We start from the raw sequence: 20,097 nt of genomic DNA, 5'->3' as shown, positions 1-20,097 counted from the left end.
AACTGCAAGGAAACTTTGGTTAAACAACAGCATTTATTAATTAGCTGACAACCTTTTTTATGACTTATAAATACTGATTCAATAATCTTCTCAAATACACTTCATTTTGCGGTGATACTTTTTCAGAAAATCTAGCTGCAATAATAATAGGAGCCCATTGAAAAACTTCATCTCTTGATATGCCGGTACGACTGCAATATATATGTAAATACATCTCAGCTAATTCTACCGAAGATTGTGAGTACAACAAGTATGTTCGAAATACATCTGCGCGAATATCACCTGAACTAGCATCTACCCAATCTATAACTTTCACTTTCTCTTCCTTACTCAAAATCAAATTAAATGGATGAAAATCTCCATGACATAGCCTAAAATCAAATGTAATAAAATCTAATTTTTGTAATATATCCTTCTTTTTGCGTTCATCCAATTTATGCACAGATTTAATTTGACGCTCTAACCTTTCCCTCATTAACTCCATTTCATCTGTATTCACATGTATAGCATGGATCTTTTTTTGCTCATTAACACAAAGGCTGATATAACGCTCTGCCTCATTTAAATTATTAAGCAGAAGATCACCAATGTTGTCCCCTTTTACATGTTCCATAATAATTGCCTGGCTATTTTGTATCTTTTTCACTTCAAATACGTTTGGAACTGGCAACCCACATGAATACGCATATTTTTGTTTTTTTGCTTCATTCATAGACTCTGTATCTGGGAGGTAATCTTTCAATAATTTTACAACCTTATCATCAGTTAAATAAATTTCTGCTGTATTCCCTTTTGCAATTAGATTACCTAAAACCACTTTATTTCCCCCCTTAACATAAATTAGAATAACACCTTATATTTCTCTTTAAATTCACTATAATCCTAGCTAAAACCTTCTTCACGAATATACAAAAAACTTACCGCTTTCCATCCTTAAATAGAAAGCGGTAAGCTTAATTGTTTAGGAATATCCGAATGAAACTCTGATGTATGCACAATTGAAAATGTATATCCTTGCTCAATAAATGATACTTCATTACGTTTACATTCAAATGGTACACTATTTTTCTTAAAGTTATTATGGATTCGCTGTAAAAATGCGACGTCTGGTGTTCCTAAAGAAACGTGTACTTTCGGTGATAGAGCTTTCATTGCAATTGGAATCCAAGGTCGCTGCCACCAAGTCGCGACGATATATGCAGTGCCACCTATAACAAAGTTAAAAATATCCCCATCTTCCATCGTTTTCATATTTAGATTTGATTTTAACCATTCCGTAAAAACAGGTACACTTTTAACAGGAAGACCAATTTCCCTTACGTATAAAATGTTTAAAGGTGAGTGTGGTACTAATACATCCTCTTTAACATAACTATGTGCGATAATTTCGAGTAGATTTCCATCTCCGTCTTTAAAGTATAAATTGAATAGACCATTCTCTTCACCAATTACATTTCCATTTTGCCATTTTACAATGAGTAATCCAGAGTCCTTTAACCATTTTGCTGTTTCATGGAATTTTGAATATGGGATTTCAAAAGCAAAATGTGCAGGTGCGATTGTTTCATACACTTCTTGAAAACTAATTGTTGTATAAGGTGTTACTTCAAATTGAATGAAGGATGCTGTTTCTTTTTTTATTGGAAAAGATAATATGTCCTTATAAACTTGTTTTACCCCTTCTATGGAAACCGTTTGTAGTTTTATATCTGATATATGTGTAATCACTTTACATTCCCCCTCATTTCTTATTATCTATTTGTATTGTATTACACTTATAAATAGATAAAATCAAACGGAAGGATGGATTTTTCATATAGAAACTACAACTTTAGTATGAATATGTTAGCTTCTTTTATTGCTAGTACACTAACGTTTCAAAACAAATATCCTCCATATTTCGGTTTTTAATTAACACTTTACTTATTTCTATTTTTTCAAATTTCCCCTGCATTGTTTCCATATAAAAAAGCTGCCTTTCCTTAAATGAAAAGCAACTTTTACGATAAAATACATTAAGGTTTTACAGCAATAATCATAAATCTTTTTGAATTAGTACGAATCCCTTTTTCAGAACTATACGTATCAATGAACTTTTGTAAAATAGTAAAATCCTCTTCCTGTTCTCCAAATCTAGGAATAATAGGAGTATGTTTTAATAAGAAAATGAGATCTTCAGACCTACTGTAATAATCAGTAACATCATATTCACGTACTTGCACGAGATCAAATCCTGCACTAATAAGTTCATTCATATACTTTTCTTTTAAAGTACCATCCCGTTCACCTAAGCATTGTCCTCTACCAAATGCTTCTTTCAGGTTTAATTTATCATTCTCACTTACTTGTTGTGTTAAGAAAAAGGCACCCTTTTTCATTACTTTTGCTAACTCAGATGCCAGAAACGGGGCATGACAACTTGAAGTAATATCAAAATGTGCATGTGGAAATGTTAAAGCTTCAGAACCCATTTGAAGAAACTCAACATTTTGTACACCTGATTTTTTCAAGTTAGAATGTGCCGTCTCAATCATGCCGTTAGAATTATCAATTCCAATCAACAATTTAGCTGATGATGCTATGTTAAGTACATTTTCTCCTCCGCCTGTACCAACATCAAGTAAAATATGTGATGGTTTACACCTTTCTTTTACCTCACTATAAAAGTCCCATGTATCTCCTACAGTTTCACATTTTATTTTGCTAAAATCCCATCCATTTAATCTTCCTACTTTATCATAGAAGCTTTTATACTCTAATTCGTTCATCTTATTACTTCCCCTTTGTAAAAATAAATTAAATATGTATAATAACCTACGACACTCCTTAATTATATATTATAAAATACAAATTATTAAAACAATATTTCCCTTCACACTACAATAAGTTTACATAACATTTTTATGGTTTATCTTTATCTATATATTTTAAATGCCCTCTTCCCCAACTACACATACTATCCAAAACAGTACTGACTGTTTTTCCATGTTGAGTTAAGCTATATTCTACTTTAGGTGGTATTTCTTGATAAATTTCGCGTTTTATTAGTTGATCTTGCTCTAATTCACGTAATTGCTTTGCTAACGTCCCTTGAGATATATCTGGTATTAATCGCTTTAATTCACCAAAACGCTTCGTTCCATCTGTTAGCAAAATAAACAAAATGAGCGGCTTCCATTTCCCACCGATTATTTGTAATGTTGCTATTACTCCTTTTAACTTCGGTTCTTGTAAATCCATTTTTCTCACCTCTCCTCAGATATCATAAAGTGAAACTTTAATCAGTGGGGGTTTTGTCCATCCCACACTGATTATTAGTTGAACCAATCGGGCTTTTACGGGCAGTTGACCTCTTACCTAACTTCCTTACATTTTCCTAACTTTGAGGTGAGAGTTTTACTGCCCGTTAATGCGGGATAAACCATATTTAGCGATTTTTCCAATTACTTATCCGCATGTATAGCGATTAGTACAAAATTTACGACTATGTACATATAAAGTGCGTACTTTTCACTTGCTCCCTTTTAGCGAATAATAAAAGCATAGCACAGTTATATTCTAAATTTTTTATTAAAGGAGTGGCTAAAATATGTCTATTACTACATTAGAAAATAGTCGTATTGTTATCATTGGCGGGAGTTCTGGTATTGGATTAGCAACAGCAACACAAGCAATTAAACAAGGCGCACATGTTATTATTGCCGGACGCTCGGAAGAAAAATTAAAAGTTGCTCGAGAAGTAATAAATAACAATCATCTTCAAACTTATATATTGGATAATCAAAATAAAGAGCAATTACAAAATTTTTTCAAGATAGTTGGGAACTTTGATCATTTATTCACACCGGGAGCCTCTTACACACTTGGACCGATTACCTCTACAGAGGAAATTGCTGAAAGTAGCTTCATCGGAAAGTTTTGGCCTCAATATTATGCCGTAAAATATGCAATTCCTTTTCTTTCAAACTCTGGATCGATTGTGTTAATGTCTGGTGCATTTAGTCAAAGACCACTTAAAGGGGCACCTGCTTATGGAGCTTGCAATGGTGCTATTGAAAGTTTAGGGAAAGCTTTAGCTGTAGAATTAGCTCCTATTAGAGTTAATGTTGTTTCTCCTGGAACAATACAAAGAGAGAATGAACAAAACGAAAATAGACTAGCTGCTTATGAATCTTATAAATCTCTTTCTCTTGTAAAAAGGCCTGGCCATAATAATGAAATTGCACATACTGTTCTATATTTAATGCAAAATAGTTTTACTACGGGTAATGTATTGTTTCCTGATGGAGGGTACACATATCATTAAATTATTTAAGACAAAAGCCCCTTATTACGGTGGCTTTTGTTGCTCATTTAAACATTGCTGAAATTTCCAAATAGATGATTACATTACTTTAGTACCAACTGGTTGGTTTTTAGATGATTCATTACAATCCGCTCATTTTGTACATTTGCAAATAAAATTGTGCTAGTAGTTGACGAATCGAATCTCGAAGTAATTTGTCTTGATATTTATGGATAAGTTTCCAAAGAAAAAAGGCATATAATTAATGCCTTTTTTCTTTATCATTATTTAACTGGATAACAAACTTCTGTAACCCACTTATTAGGATCCGATTCCATCGCTGGGCTCACATGATAAATATTAAACATCGGGCCTGCTAATTTGTAACCTTCTGTCTCAATCCATTTTGCCGCAGCCTCATTTACAGCTGTCATCTGTTCATAACTTCCATTAACTATTATAGAAGCTACATTGGTTGATTTCATATTTTTAAATGTAACGTCTTTTGTATTTTCGTGCTTACCTAGAATACTTAGCTGTATTTCTATATCTACATCATTTTCTTTGTATTCACGATCATGGAAAACCGCAATACTATAACTCGGATGGGCAATACTAATATTTTTCATTTGAATTTCTTGCATTAATACACTCCATAAATCACCTTCGCAATTATACGATGGAATAATCTTTCTAACACTAGCTACAGTTCTTTCTGGAATTTCTTTTATTGAAACATGATAATTCATCTCAACAACATCCTCTCTCATCGTTTTCATTGAGTCTTCGAGGAGACGTAATTGTTTTTGGAGGTTATTCATGTCTTCTTTAATTTGAGCACTACGATTTAAAAATCGCTCTTTTATGCTATCTATATTATCGCATTCTATTATTTCTTTGATGGTAGCAATATTAAACCCCATAGCTTTTAATGTTTGAATTTGATTTACCTTTTTTAATTGGTCAGCTGAATAAAATCGATATCCACTCTGCTCATCGACTTTTACTGGTTGTAATAATTCCACTTTATCGTAGTGTCTCAACATACGTATACTAATGGAAGATAGTTTCGAAAAATCCCCTATTTTAAACATGATTTCCTCCTATAAGTTACATCTACTTTGAAGCTCAACTTCATCATAAACAATGACATTATGTGAGGGTCAACTATTTTTAACGATTTAAATAACAATTTAACATGTTATATTTATATAATTAAAAACCTATATTCCTGTTTTTATGACTACTGCAATTGACAAATCCATCACTAGTTATTTTTCTCAAGACATTCATAAACCGCCATCATATCTCGTTTATCCAACTCACGTATGCGATTGAAAATGGGTATTTGTCCAACAGCTTCTGTTAATAAGCTTTCATTCACAACATCACTTACTTTTCCAGTTAACCACGTTTGTACATCCACGCCCTCGACAACTTCTTTTAACCCTTCGTCATTAATACCACTTGCATTACAAGTTACACATGGAATTGTTAGTTTAAAGACACCATCATGTAGATTATCTTCGGTTATCACTTTCTTACCTTTACAAAATGGACATGGATTACTTTTTTTAATTTTATTAATTTGGGTAACTAATTTTTTGTATCCAAACGCTTCGTATACATACGTAAGTTTTTTATATTTACCATTTGTGAAATACTTATCTATAATGGTTTCTCTCGTTTCATAAACATTAGGGAAATCACAAACAGTTACCTGATTATTAACACTAATGGATTCGATATTTCCTTTTATTTCGCTCCAGAATGGTAAGACATTTTGTAACACCATTTCATAGTTTGAAAAGCTTGCTTGTTCTAATTCAAACATTTTCAATGCAACTTGTGCTTTTCTTGGCAATAAAGAAACATCTTCCGTCAATACCATATCGCCACCAACAATAGACTTCAATTTAACAAGTGCCGGTAAATCACCAACTATTTTCAATACTTTATTAATAGGCTGATTGATTATTTCACGAATATCTACGTTACCAAATTTAAGTGGTTTATGATGATTTAAAACCGTCCCCTCACAAATTGGACATTTCATCATTTTTTTTGAACTCTTAATTTCTTCTTTAATAGGTGCTTTTGAAATAACAATATATCCACCAATAATTGTATTAAACCCTACCCATGTTCTGCGTGTCTTTCCTTTTTTATCATAAAATGATTTTTCAAAATATCCGTACCAAAACGTATGCTTTTCTTCTTCTGACATATCATTATAGCTCTTTGACAAATCGTGACCAAGCTCATTTTTTATTTCTTCGAATAGAAATTCTATTTTTTCATGCTGATAAAATTTTAATACCTTCATGATTTCTGGATCGAATAGCCCATCCCAAAATGGAACACTTTTATCTTGAATGGCAATATCTTTATCAAAAACTTCAATTTGAAGACGTCCAGAACAAGATGGACAATGATTGTCCTGTGAATAGAAATCAAAACTTCTCGTATCTTTATTAATTGGATGAGCAGCTACAATATGATTAATTAATCCACCAAGCTCATATAAGAAACTATATTGACTATATAAATGTTTTTCAAGATCAATAGCAATAACAGGTGCGATTGTATTAGATTCATATTCACCATAAATTAACCTAGCCATTGATGATAAACTTTTTAAAATACCGCCCTTATAAATATTTTCGGCATTTTTAAAATAGTTAATATGATTTTCTTCTAAATAGTGAACCCCTTTTTTCTGCCTAAGCATTGAAGAGATGTGTATTTTCTCTGTGCTATTCACATTACTTTTTTGACGATAGTAATCCTCATGATTGACAACATCCAAATGCTCTATAGATTCATTCTGCCTTTTTCCAAAATCAACTATATAATCAGAGCTTTCTAACATGTAACGATTATGCTCAATCATAATGATCGAAACTGATTCATCTTGCAGAATACCTCTAATACTATCGATAAATTGATTTAAAATATTTTGTGATAAACCTTTTGAAGGCTCATCAAAAATAAATAATGTATGTGGATTTCTAGTGTTTGCAAATAATTCCGAAACTAAATGAACACATTGAAACTCACCTGTCGATAATGTTTGTGTTTTTCTCTCTAATGTTAAATAGCCAAGCCCTAATTTAATTAGTAGGCTCAAACGTTTATAAGCGATATCTTCATTTGGAAGTTCATCAATAATATCCTCAATCGAGCGCTCAAAAATATCATCAATGTCTTCACTATACTTTGTCAGTTTCTTTTTAATATCTAGGAAAGTTGCTACAGTTGATCGACTTGTAATTGATTGATTTCGGTCTTGTCCTACCATAACTAATTTATCTTTTGGATATCGTTTCAAAAAATCTGTAGCTAGACATTCGTTGACAAGTGTAGATTTCCCACATCCTGATTCTCCTGTAACTGTTACAAGCCTGTTTTTAGGAATTTGAAACTCAGCCATTTGGATATTACGGCAATATAAATCATAGAATGTATAATATTCTGTTGGTATTTCTTTATTTCGATCCCACAGTATTGACTTTGGTCTTGGTGATTCTTCCACAATTTTCCCGCCATATTTTCCGCTACCAGGTCCAAAGAACAATTGCTCATCAGTTGTATCTAGTACTGTATCTGAATGATCAATAAGCCAAATTTGATTTTTACACCCTAATCGTTTAATCTCTTCTAAAATTTGTAATAAAGTTTCATGATCAAGTCCAACTGAAATCTCATCAATAATAATTACAGCATTTTCACTTACTGCCATGAATTCGGCCAAATAAAGTCGTGTTAACTCTCCACCTGATAACGTACCCATAATTCGATTTAATGTTAAATAACCAATGTTCATATTAATAATATTTTGCAGTATATGCTGTTTTTCTTCACTAATATTTAACTCTTTTGCTAGTGAAAGAATAGATTCAATACTTAAATCATTAATATTTGAGATTGAATGTGGCTTGTCCAACAAATCAATTTCATGTTGTTCAATTTCTTCACTATAACGTTTTCCCTTACATTTTTTACACTCAACATTTTTTGTAGTACCACGGCCTTTACAACCAGTACACCAGCCTAATTGATTATTAAATGAAAAGACCTCTGGAGAAAGATTAAATACTTCAGCAAGTTTTTCCCGAACCTCTGTAAAAACACCAGTATGAGTACCAATCGTTGAACGCGGATTAGACGAAATCGATGATTTTCCTAGAAAAAGTACTAACGGCATTTCTTCCATCTTAATAGCACTAAAATTTGTTTCCATAATGTTAGGAAATAAATATTGATATTCAGCCTTTGGTAATAAAGAAACTAATCGTTTTTTTGACTCTTCACCAATTGTTTGGCAAAAAGTTGTTTTACCCGATCCAGATAACCCAGCAATTCCAAACGATTTATTAAACGGTATAGTTGCATCTAATTTATTTATGTTATTAGCAATTAATTGATTTACTTTCATATTAACCTCTATTCTTATTTATTCACAAAAGCATTTTTACAATATAATAATTACATAATGAATATTACCTATTATGCAATTATCCTCTCACTTCATGAATCTTATCCTTGTATATTTCAAACCATTGTTGCCATTCATCTTTAGAAAATTCTTTCTCTTCTCCTTTTAAAACGTAAGAAAAAAGATTTAAACAAATATGCCAACCAGCTATATCTCTCGGTGTATGATCTGTTAATTCATGAATGTACTCTTTAAGAAGTAAAAGAGTACCATTCTCCTCTTTATGTATTTCAAATCGGACACGGTCTTTATCCCAAGTAAATTCAAGTACTGAGTTTAGTTGACACTCTAAAATATCAATGTTTATGAATGAACCGTCCATCATGTCGAACTTTATTATTCCACCAGTTTTAAGGCTTTCAATCTGTAAATTGGACATCCATTTTTTCAGCTTACTGTTTTCTGTTAATACAGACCAAACTTCCTCTACCGTATATGGAAATTCGCGTTCAAATTTTACAATATATCCATCAGTTAGTTTCCCAATTTCAGCTATCATTTTGATTGCCTCCTTATATAGAATGTATGTTCTCACTTCATTTTACACGAATATAAATATAAAATAAATATTTATAACAACGAAGTGTTAATTTAAAGTGAATGGTGCTGAGAAAAACTTAAATATTTTCTAAATCGAGTTAAATAATATTGAAAATTAAATATAGATTTACGTACAAATAAAAAAAGCCGCATTTGCGACTTATGAAATAATAGGATTAACTCCTGTTTTTGTGGAATGATTAATGATTAACGCTTAATCGCATCGACAATTAGCGATGGAAAACCAAGTTTATCGCCTTTATTTCTAGAATCATACCTTTTCGAACGGAAAATAACACCGTCGTTTGCATCCCATTCGTTGTAATAAAACCGACCATTTTCATCACAATATTCAAGTAAAACTACCTCGAATCCAGCAGTTTCAAACATTTTCGTTAATGTTATATAATTATGAACGATTTTATGACTTGCTGCTGGATGATCTTTCGGACCGGGGCCCCCTATTTGAACTATATTTTGATATACCTCATCCTGAAAGAATGCATCAGGGACTCCGCACCGAATATGACCAGATGGTTTTAAAAATTCATAACAAATTTCAGCTGCTCTTACACCTTCTTCAAAAGTAAGGTGTTCCCATACATGCTCAGCTAAAATAGCTGAAATAGAGTTGTATTCAAATCTTTCTTCCCACGTAGCTTTATCTAGTAAGTTAAGTTCATCTTCTTGCGTTTGAATCCAACCTGGATTATTATTAAACACTCCAGCTCCGACAACTACTTTAATTTCGTCTTGTTTTATTGCCACCATGTTCACCTCTTAAATATTTTAATTCATTAATATATTCTATGTTTACTATTATCCTTCCTCCTTTAACAAATTTAGTACCATGAGTCCAGTACAATACCGAACTCATGTCCTAAAAACTCTCTAACGTAACGATCTGTCTAACTCTATAAAATTAGTTCATAATATACGATTTTTCTTACAGAAATATAGCACACCAAACATTAGCATAATACCAATTACGTAAAAAATTGTTGTTCCGCTCCCACCAGTATTAGGAATTACCCAATTATTCTTCGCATTTTTCACTGTTATTTTTTGTGTCTTTACTGCTTCTGTAATTTCTATTTCTATTGGATCCCTAAGTAACATATATCCGTTTGGCGCTTTTATTTCTTTTATCGTATATTTTCCAAGTACTAATTGACTGGAAATCACCTTTCCTTTTTCATCCGTTGTTAATCTAGCCACTTCTTTACCCTCTTTATCTAAGACTTGAAATATAGCGCCTTGTAGTTTTAAATTGATATCCTTATCATCAACTTTCTCAATTTCAAATTGTCCAGTCGGATCTGGTAATTTCTTATTTCCTATTTTAATTTCTACTACTGCATCTTTTTCTACTTTTACAGTTATTTTTTCTTTTAATAATTCGTAACCTTTAGGTGCTTCTACTTCCACTAAGGTATAGTTTCCTATTGGTAAGTCTTTTGATACTACTTCTCCTTCTTCATTTGTCACTAGTTCTCCAACTATTTTTCCTTTTGAATCTTCTATATGAAACTTTGCCCCTGCTAGTTTTTTATTTTTATCACTTATGTCTACTTTCACAAGCTTCATTTTCCCCATTGGATCTGGCAATTTCTTATTTCCTATTTTAATTTCTACTACTGCATCTTTTTCTATTTTTACAGTTATTTTTTCTTTTAATAATTCGTAACCTTTAGGTGCTTCTACTTCCACTAAGGTATAGTTTCCTATTGGTAAGTCTTTTGATATTACTTCTCCTTCTTCATTTGTTACTAGTTCTCCAACTATTTTTCCTTTTGAATCTTCTATATGAAACTTTGCCCCTGCTAGCTTTTTATTTTTATCACTTATGTCTACTTTCACTAACTTCATTTTTCCCATTGGATCTGGCAATTTCTTATTTCCTATTTTAATTTCTACTACTGCATCTTTTTCTATTTTTACAGTTATTTTTTCTTTTAATAATTCATAGTCTTTTGGCGCTTCTATTTCTACAAGGATATAGTTTCCTATTGGTAAGTCTTTTGATATCGCTTCTCCTTCTTCATTTGTTACTAGTTCTCCAACTACTTTTTTATTTGAATCTTCTATATGAAACTTTGCTCCCACCAATTTTTTATTATCATTATTACTATCAACCTTTTTTATTTTTACTTTTCCAGTACTAGGCTTGTTCCAATGTTGCCAGTTAAATTTGAAATTGTGAAATTCAAATCCACCAGTTTGTTGTACCGCACCAACAAATGCTTGTCCATTAATCGAACCGCCTTTTGTTTCTAATACAGCATTGGGGGCAAACACACTCCCAACGACACCATATCCCTCTGTTGTAATTTTTTTCGCATTTGGAAAAACCCAAATCACTTTCCCATATAGCTCAGTAAACGGCGAATTAGGAGAATATGGTTGTGATGTAGGAACTATATCTGTAGCCCTTCCAATATTGTTCGTGTCATATAGAATAGACCCATTTTTAAATGTAACCTCTGTTGCATCCGAATACATAACAATAAAATCTTTGTCCTTAGCACTCGGTAAAAATACATCTCTTATATCTAAATTGTTTTTCCCTGTCAATTCTGATGAAACATAAATATTAGAATTGTTTATATCTTTTCCGATTCCATAACTCATATTTGGAATTGGGGTATTCGTTTTATATTGACCAGCATTTTTACTGACTTGGTTCACTATATTGCGAAATTCATTAAATTTCGCGTCAATTTCTAGTTTTTCTTTATAAACGATATGATCATAAGAAGATTGTATGATGCGATCTGGATCACTCTCTTTTGTCATTACGACTATTCCGTTTTGAATGATAAAAGATTCTTCTCTTGATTTCTTAAATTTTCCAGACAACAACAAGGACGGATATCCCTCATCAACCCATTTTTCACCTACTATATTAGATGTTCCCGCTGCAGCACCTACAATTGTATACCCCGATGCATCCATATCACCTTGAACTGCAATTGCTCCTTCAATGTCGCCACCTATTGCTTTATGGTTACCAAAGACAACTGCATTATAACGCGATATATCACCTAGACCTTCTAAGTTTGTCGTGGATCCATATGCTTCTTGTGGTACATATACGACAAAACTTACACTTAACATTAACAAAACAATAAAATGAATACTTACCAGCTTTAATCGTAGCCTCAATTCCTTTGTTCCCACCTTTACCGTATTTTTTCTATAGTCGAATAAAATGACATGTTTATCAATGAGGATTTACTTCATTCCCTATATATCTTCTTTACTTATCTCTGAATTTCCGGTCCCAATGTCCATTAATGCAGGATAAATAAATACATTCTATCGAGTTAACCTTTTCTTATAAATTACGACTAGAAACACACATAACAATAGGATTGGAACTATTACAGTCCACTTATTAAATATAAATATCTCTGTACTCACTTTTTGTTTTTCATTCTCGTTTAACTCCACACGCACACCTCGAACTAGCAATCTATTGGTGTTTACTCCATAAGGCGTACACGTAATTAAAGTTGTATAATCTTTATTTTCTACAATTTGTAGATCGTCCGTTTCGTGTGGTAACACTACTTTAATTTGATCTACTTTATAAGCAAGAACTTTGTCTAAAGAATGAATATAAAAGAGATCTCCTTCGCTCAACTTATCTAAATCTGTAAATAATTTTGCTGATGGTAAACCACGATGCCCTGTTAAAATAGTGTGCGTATTTTCTCCACCTATCGGGAGCGAAGAAAAATCTAAATGACCTATCCCGCGGCTCAATACTTCCTCAGATGTCCCTTGATAGATTGGCAGTTTTATATTAATTTTCGATATTTCAATATACCCCATTACATCTCCTAAATTTAACGCATCAGCATATGCTTGATGATTACTTTTTTTTTCAGAAAATGGATCAGTAAATGTTTTCGTGGAAGTGTGAACTTGTTTATTATATTCGGCTGCTTCTTTTTTCCTACGTTCGACTTCTTTCTTTTGTAGCGCTTTGATCTTCTTATCGTAAGAGCTAATCTCAGAATAATGTGCACGAGTCGCCAACCAATTACTAATAGTAGGATATAAAAAAACGCCTAATCCAAATAAAAAAATACCTCCCAAAACAAGATTTCGTTTCATATTTCCACCTCTGTATATGCTTAAATATCGAAAAGAGGGAAGCATTTTGCTTCTCCCCTTTTCCCATAGTTACATGTTCCTAAAATCTTAATTATTAGCAAACTTTTTTCTAAAGAAAACAAATGCCGCTGTAACCATTAACGTAAGGCCTATTACAGTAAAAAGAGTCGTTCCTATGCCACCCGTTACCGGAAGAACCCATCCACTTTTATTATTTTCAATCGTTAATTTAACCGTTTGATTATTTTCGCTAATCTTTACATCAATGGGATCTTTTAATAATTGATAAGAAGCTTTTGTACCATCTTCTTTTGTATATGTTGGTGCTTTCGTTTCAAAAATTTGATAGTCTCCATATGGAATGTTAGACCATTTAATAACACCATTTTCATCTGATACACCTGTTACTTCTTTTCCTGCTACAACAACTATTTTTCCATTTTTATCTTTAAGTACAAACTCTGCACCTTTTAATTTATTCTTATTAGCACCATCAATTTTTGTTAACTCAATTATTCCAGTTGTCGGAACAACAACTACAGGTTTAGATTCCTTTTCTCCAATTACATCATTTTTATTTGTAAAATCAATTTTTGCTGTATTTAAAATTTCCGAACCAGATGGTACTCCTTCTTTTACTTGAGATTTAATTTGCAAATGAAATTCTTTTTTACCATCTAATTTTGTGAAATCTTTTACTGTAGCTGTTACCTTTTGACCTTCTATAGCTACCTCTACAATGCTTGCATTTACTTCTGCTCCATCAATTTTCACGATTGGCTTTCCTTGAATCACTAAACGATTATCCAAAGTATCTGTTACCACATATTTTTTGTATTCCTTAATGTCTTCTGGAATTAATGTTTTAATATCATAATTATAATTAGTTAACGGATTGATTGGTAACGCTTCCAATTTTCCGTTAATCTTTTTATCAATTGTTGGTTCTTCATAGTTTTTCACTTCTAATTTAACTACTGTACCAGAAGTAATAGTTCCATCTTCATTAATTGTTCCGGAGTTCTTAACAAAAAACTCACGTTTAGTTGGATCTATTACATAGCCTTTCGGAGCTTTTGTTTCTTGGAAATAGTATTCTCCATACACCAATCCTTGCACGCGAATATGACCATTAGCATCTGTTACTAACTCTTTTTTCACTTCTGTACCGTCTTTTTTAAATAAAGAGAATACAGCACCTGCTAATGCTTTTTCATTTACACCAGTTTTTATTAAATCAACTGCACCACGTTTAACCTCATTTTTAGGATACATGTGAACATCATAGTTTAGCACCTTACCCTCTTTATTCGTTAATGGGATATCCACTGTATACGTATTGGGATTTAGATTAACATGTGGAGGTCCTGCCACTTCTTTCACCTCATAACGTCCTAGCGGAAGATCTTTTAATACAGCTTGTCCGTTATCATCTGTTACTACTTGATTTGGAGTGGCTCCCATTACAGGTTTCACGTCTTCTTTTACGATTTTCCCATCGTTTGAAATTTTTTCAAAAGAAGCAACCCTTTTTACTTCAAACGTTACACCTTTTAATGGTTTCGCATCTTTTGGCACCTCTTGATTTGCAGAACCGTCACCTTCTAGTCCCTGCGCTCCATCTTTTTCTTGTTCATACTTATGAATCGTTAAAGTACCTTTAGATGGTGAATCCGCCTTTACTAATACACTAGACCATGTAGAAAATGTTAAGAAAAACACTAAAAGCACACTAAATATTTTTTTCATTTCTCTTATCCCCTTTACTACTTCTATCATTTTAAAAATCTCTTTATTACTATTACCTTCTTAAAAGCAATAGTGTGCCAAGTATCAGTTTTAAACGAATAACATAAAACATAGTCGTCCAACAATCCATTGTTTACAATCACTTATTCACTTTTCTTATCTTCTATTATTACGTTGTCTCTCCACATGATATATGTAATTTTCTCCCCTAAATTACACTTATATCCCTATTTCAAGAATCATTACATTTGTTACATAATAGCTTTCACTACTAATTTCGACTAGTCACTTACTGTCAATCTATTAATTTCTCACTTCCTATCCCTATTTAAAATCCAATCTTAATCATTTTTTAATACATATAAGTAATAACCAACAAATAAGTGTGACGATTCATATTTTACGCTACTGTCCAAAACTATTACCTGTATATTCAAATAATATGTGCTATTCATGTTAAATTATGGTATTATTCTTAGAAGTTTATAACTTTTATTTATATTTTTTATTAATAAAGGTTTTCCGTTTCTACTTATGAAAAAAGGAATATATGTTTATTTAACTATTACGCATAACTGTAAGGAGGAAGAATATGACTAAAAAGCTCAGTCTAGTTGAGATAGAGTACATTTGCAATATGTTTTTCCAATCTTTTGAAATTCCAGTTTGTTTTTTAGATTGTAACAAAAATATTCTTTTAGAATTCACATCAAAAAGTGATTCACATTCGTTGTATACATCAAAAATAGAGCAGTTACATGTGCTTTTTCAGAGAAATGATACATATAATTTCCCCATCTTCAGAACTCACGAACATCTAGGGCACTTCATTTTAATTCACATAAAGAGCGATTATATGGTGAACGGTACTGTTATTATTGGGCCCTTGGCACATGTAAATTTTTCTACAAGTAAAACGGATAGTAACCTTAATTTCATTCCAAATTATAAAAGAACAAGAGACCATTATTTTTCATTGTCAGTCAAAGATCAAAATTTCTTTGTAAATATAGCAATATTGTTCTATAACATTCTCTATAAAAAAAATTCAGATGTAAGCACATTTTCAAATAACAGTGACTCACTTCATATAAGTCATAGCAGAATCTTAAACAAAGATGTATATATTTCAATGCAAAAAGACGAATCCATTTATCATAATTTATATATAGAGCAGCAACTGCTTGGTTCTATAGAAAACGGGGATAAAGAAACCGTACTCAAATATTATTACGAATTCCAACAAGAGACTCTTTCATCTTTATCTTCATTCCATCAATTAAGACGTCATAAAAACATTTGTATTTCATCCATCACGCTCGCTACTAGATATGCGATAAAAGGGGGACTTCCATCTGGGATTGCTTACAAAATTTATGATTTACATATTCAAAGAACAGAAGATTTAAAAGACAAAGAATCTGTTTGGGATTTATTAAAAAATGCTTTTTGTACCTTTGCAGACCGTGTAAAGGCACAAAAAACACAGCAACATTCACAGACTATTGCTATTTGCAAAAACTACATTTTTAAAAACATTTACAATCCAATATCTGTTAAACAACTTGCTAAATTTGCAAATGTGAATTCAGATTATTTATCTATATTATTTAAAAAAGAAGTCGGTATTTCATTAATTGAGTACATTCAACGTGAACGAATCGAAGAAGCAAAGAAATTATTAACTTTCACCACCTATCCTTTATCAGACATATGCGCTTCGCTTAATTTTAGCGATCAAAGTTATTTTACTAAAATTTTTAAAAAATTCACCAATGAAACACCTGGTAAATATCGAAAATCTCATGTTGTCATTTAGAGTGACACTTCCATTAAAGCAAAGTGTTTTCAGTAACTTATCAATGGCAAATTAGAAGTACTCCTATATTCATGAGCTATAGGATTTATGCTATTTTCAAATCAAAAAACACGTTACTATTCTCATTAAAATAAAAGAATAGTAACGTGTTTTATATGTAATATAGTTCTGTAGACAGAATAGTATCCAACTGCAAATTTTTATAAAAGCCAAATGTACCGCTTAACTATTAAAATCTTAATAAGTAAAAAATCCATATTTCGTTTTATTTACTTTCTACTTTATTTCTTTTGAATACTGAACTCTTTTCTTCAAACGAATAATCCCTACTATTATTTTTGTATCTTTCTAAATTTGCGAATCAAAGTGAGTACTGTACCTGCAATAATCATCAATATGCCGATTGTTGCACTGTTAGTTGTACTTACACCCGTCTTTGGAAGCTCCTTATATGTATATTCTTTTTTATCGGTATTACTGTTGTTTGTCTTATTAGCAAGACCATTAGGTTTGCTAGTTTCTTTATCTTTCACTAACACTTTTTGTATTGTATTTACCTCATTACCCACGGAATCTCTTACACTATATATTATTTCATAAGTACCAGCTTTAGTTATATCTATAGTTCCTTCATACGCTACTTTAGAAGTAAGGTCACCGTCTTCTTTGTCAGTAGCTGATACTCCTACCAACGGATCAAATTGATCACCCTCAGTAATTGAAGTTGTAGCAGGTACTTTTAGTATTGGTTTATCATTTTTAACTTCTTCTCTAACTTTGACCGTTACAGTTTGCTCCGCCGTTACTTCATGACCTTTAGAATCTGTAACCGTGTACGTTAATACGTAAGTACCAGCTTTAGATGTATCTACTTCACCATCAACTTTGATTTTAGAAGTGAGATCACCGTCTTCTTTATCGCTAGCTAATACTTCTGCCATTGGAACAAATGAATCTCCTACATGAATTGTCGCTCCAACAGGCACTGTTAATTTAGGTTCTAAATCTGATGTTTCTCCATTTTTCTCTACAATTACAGTCTGTGTTGCCGTTGCATTCCGCCCTTGAGAATCAACAACCATGTATTCCATAATGTATGTACCTGATTTTGAAGTATCTACATCGCCTTTATGCTTTACTTTATTTGTTAAATCACCATCTTCCTTATCAACAGCTTTTACATTTCTCATTGGATCAAACGTATCTCCTACACGTAGTGTAATGGTAATCGGTACAGTTAACTCTGGAGCTTGGTTTTCTACTGCTTTTTCGTTTTCTTTCACTGTTCCTGTAATTTTTGCCGCATCAAAAGCATTTTGGATTGCTTGAACTTCAATTGAGTTCGTTCCATATTTATTAGTTGCAACTGTAAGGCATGCCAATCTCAATTCAGAGAAATCAGAAGTCATGTTTAATTCATCAGTATTTGCATAATAGAAAATATCAAACATTTTATCCTCACCAATACCATTTACATTTACACCGTTATGAGTACCACCTTGTGCAATTAAATACGCAACTTTATTAATAATACTTGAGTTAAAATGAACGCCTCCATAATCCTCTCCATTTAAATCATTATATTTACTATAATCATCAGGATACGGTAGTCCTTCTGAAAAATTAATTGCAGTTGGATTTTTCATATTACGAAAAGTCGATCCCGTTTGTTCTCCTATTGTCCAGTTAAATTCTCCATTATTTATGTATTTCTCTATAGCCGTTCCCATAATATCAGATAATGCCTCGTTAATCGCCCCAGATTCTCCTGAAAATTCAAGGTTAGATTCGCTAGATGTAACCGCATGTGTAAATTCATGACCCGCTATGTCGAACGCTTTTACCATAGGATCTCCATATAAAAGCATACTAATGTTATTAATATTAGTACTAAATGCATTCTCCCAATTTTCAGGATCATTTGTTCCTCCGGAATCCCATGCATGTACAACTGAAACTACTTTTTTCCCTTTATTATCAAAACTATTACGCTTATATTTTTCTTTATAAAAATCATATACCTTTGTTGCTAAGAAATGAGCGCTTACCGCCTTTGGATCATTAAATGTTGTTGAAACGCTAGTTGTTAGTATACCAGGATAATAACTTTCTTCATTTGTAATATCTCTATAATTTACATCATATGTCTCAATTCCTTGTCCTCTTGTGTAATCAGCAAGCGCATAATTCCCACTGGTCTGTTTAGAAATACCAAATGTACGAGTTACGCCTAAATCATCTTTTCCTGTTCCAGTTAATGATGTGAAATTGCTAGTTTTATTTTCCTTAACGGATTGAACATACTCTTCACTTATTTTCAAACTTGATTCTTGTACCATATCTTTTAACATTTCACCATTATGAGCATTCACTAAATAAGTTCCAGATACATAATTTGGTGTTGTAGCAGCAAATGTAACTTGATATGCATTGCTAGCCTGCCCATGATTTTCATCAACAAAAATAACTGCCTTAACTTCTGGCTCAGAAATAAATTTAGTATCGTTTCCGTACTTTTTATAAATATATTGTTTTGCTTCTTCTTTTGATAAATTAATAGGTTTCTTTAAATCTTCTTGTGTTAAATTTTGTGCGCTAGCTCCTGAAATGCTTTTAATAATACCTTTTTTATCTACGTGAGCAGTCAACTGGTGGCCATATACTTCTTTTCCTTCATATATTTGTTGCATGCGCACAAGTGTAGTTCCATCATAAGAACCACGTTTTTGAAGAACCTTGTAATCTACTCCTGTTTCTGCACTAACTTGTTTTGGAGACAAAGCATGCTCCGTATTTTCCTTAAGTGCATCTTTCACTACATTCTCTGGTGCCTTTTTTGATGGTTGTGTCAGATCACCTGTACGGAACGAATCCTCTTGAATTTCAACTTGCATTTGACCAGGTTCCTCTGCATGACCTACTCCATATGGTGTTACACTTGTTAAAACGAATCCTGTTGTTAATGCTACTATAGCTATTTCTTTTTTATTTCCCATGATATTTACCTCGTATAAATTTCTATTATTTATATGAAACTGCTAAAATGTATACAATCTATTCCTAACATAAAAAGATGACTTTTGT

At 32.1% G+C, this 20,097-nt stretch carries 14 protein-coding genes; 2 read left to right on the top strand and 12 right to left on the bottom strand.

Annotated elements, in window-relative coordinates:
- Positions 1-64: 64 nt before the first annotated feature.
- The 4 genes from MHH27_RS13150 to MHH27_RS13135 form a co-directional block, all read right to left on the bottom strand.
- Positions 65-817 (bottom strand): aminoglycoside phosphotransferase family protein, encoded by a 753-nt coding sequence (locus tag MHH27_RS13150; protein WP_090976674.1) that lies wholly within the window; start codon positions 815-817, stop codon positions 65-67.
- A gap of 116 nt (positions 818-933) precedes the next feature.
- Entirely contained in the window at positions 934-1,728 is a 795-nt protein-coding gene (locus MHH27_RS13145; protein WP_098509211.1) for a VOC family protein, read from the bottom strand.
- 287 nt (positions 1,729-2,015) lie between these two features.
- Complete coding sequence (locus MHH27_RS13140; protein WP_090976669.1) at positions 2,016-2,768, bottom strand: class I SAM-dependent methyltransferase; 753 nt, start codon at positions 2,766-2,768, stop codon at positions 2,016-2,018.
- Positions 2,769-2,901: 133 nt separating this feature from the next.
- A complete protein-coding gene (locus MHH27_RS13135) occupies positions 2,902-3,240 on the bottom strand; it encodes a winged helix-turn-helix transcriptional regulator (RefSeq protein ID WP_029442367.1) in 339 nt (112 codons plus the stop codon).
- A 349-nt stretch (positions 3,241-3,589) separates the two neighbouring features.
- Between MHH27_RS13135 and MHH27_RS13130 the strand changes: the two genes are divergently transcribed.
- Complete coding sequence (locus MHH27_RS13130) at positions 3,590-4,306, top strand: SDR family oxidoreductase (RefSeq protein ID WP_090976667.1); 717 nt, start codon at positions 3,590-3,592, stop codon at positions 4,304-4,306.
- A gap of 263 nt (positions 4,307-4,569) precedes the next feature.
- Here MHH27_RS13130 and MHH27_RS13125 read toward each other — a convergent pair whose 3' ends face one another.
- From MHH27_RS13125 to MHH27_RS13095, 7 genes are all read right to left on the bottom strand, one after another.
- Positions 4,570-5,379: a MerR family transcriptional regulator gene (locus tag MHH27_RS13125; protein ID WP_090976665.1), complete on the bottom strand. Its 810-nt coding sequence runs from the start codon at positions 5,377-5,379 to the stop codon at positions 4,570-4,572.
- Positions 5,380-5,552: 173 nt separating this feature from the next.
- Positions 5,553-8,723, bottom strand: a complete 3,171-nt coding sequence (locus MHH27_RS13120; protein ID WP_340942848.1) for an ATP-binding cassette domain-containing protein — start codon at positions 8,721-8,723, stop codon at positions 5,553-5,555.
- A gap of 79 nt (positions 8,724-8,802) precedes the next feature.
- Positions 8,803-9,282 (bottom strand): SRPBCC family protein, encoded by a 480-nt coding sequence (locus tag MHH27_RS13115; protein ID WP_050843667.1) that lies wholly within the window; start codon positions 9,280-9,282, stop codon positions 8,803-8,805.
- A 248-nt stretch (positions 9,283-9,530) separates the two neighbouring features.
- Positions 9,531-10,091 carry a class I SAM-dependent methyltransferase gene (locus tag MHH27_RS13110; RefSeq protein WP_025118314.1) on the bottom strand — a complete coding sequence of 187 codons (561 nt, stop codon included), beginning with the start codon at positions 10,089-10,091 and terminating at the stop codon, positions 9,531-9,533.
- Positions 10,092-10,250: 159 nt separating this feature from the next.
- Entirely contained in the window at positions 10,251-12,488 is a 2,238-nt protein-coding gene (locus tag MHH27_RS13105; RefSeq protein WP_098289496.1) for an MSCRAMM family protein, read from the bottom strand.
- A 153-nt stretch (positions 12,489-12,641) separates the two neighbouring features.
- The gene (locus tag MHH27_RS13100) at positions 12,642-13,445 is read right to left on the bottom strand and encodes a class C sortase (protein WP_340942843.1); all 804 of its coding nucleotides are present in this window, start codon (positions 13,443-13,445) and stop codon (positions 12,642-12,644) included.
- Positions 13,446-13,532: 87 nt separating this feature from the next.
- Complete coding sequence (locus MHH27_RS13095; protein WP_090976738.1) at positions 13,533-15,194, bottom strand: LPXTG cell wall anchor domain-containing protein; 1,662 nt, start codon at positions 15,192-15,194, stop codon at positions 13,533-13,535.
- 592 nt (positions 15,195-15,786) lie between these two features.
- Between MHH27_RS13095 and MHH27_RS13090 the strand changes: the two genes are divergently transcribed.
- Complete coding sequence (locus tag MHH27_RS13090) at positions 15,787-17,013, top strand: helix-turn-helix domain-containing protein (protein ID WP_139213236.1); 1,227 nt, start codon at positions 15,787-15,789, stop codon at positions 17,011-17,013.
- Positions 17,014-17,345: 332 nt separating this feature from the next.
- Here the strand turns inward: MHH27_RS13090 and MHH27_RS13085 are convergent, their stop codons facing one another.
- Entirely contained in the window at positions 17,346-20,009 is a 2,664-nt protein-coding gene (locus MHH27_RS13085) for a M4 family metallopeptidase (protein WP_340942839.1), read from the bottom strand.
- Between the last annotated feature and the right edge of the window lie 88 nt (positions 20,010-20,097).

This window comes from Bacillus sp. FSL L8-0152 (genome assembly GCF_038006365.1).
Taxonomy (GTDB): domain Bacteria; phylum Bacillota; class Bacilli; order Bacillales; family Bacillaceae_G; genus Bacillus_A; species Bacillus_A cereus.
This window is presented reverse-complemented; position numbering and strand designations above follow the sequence as displayed.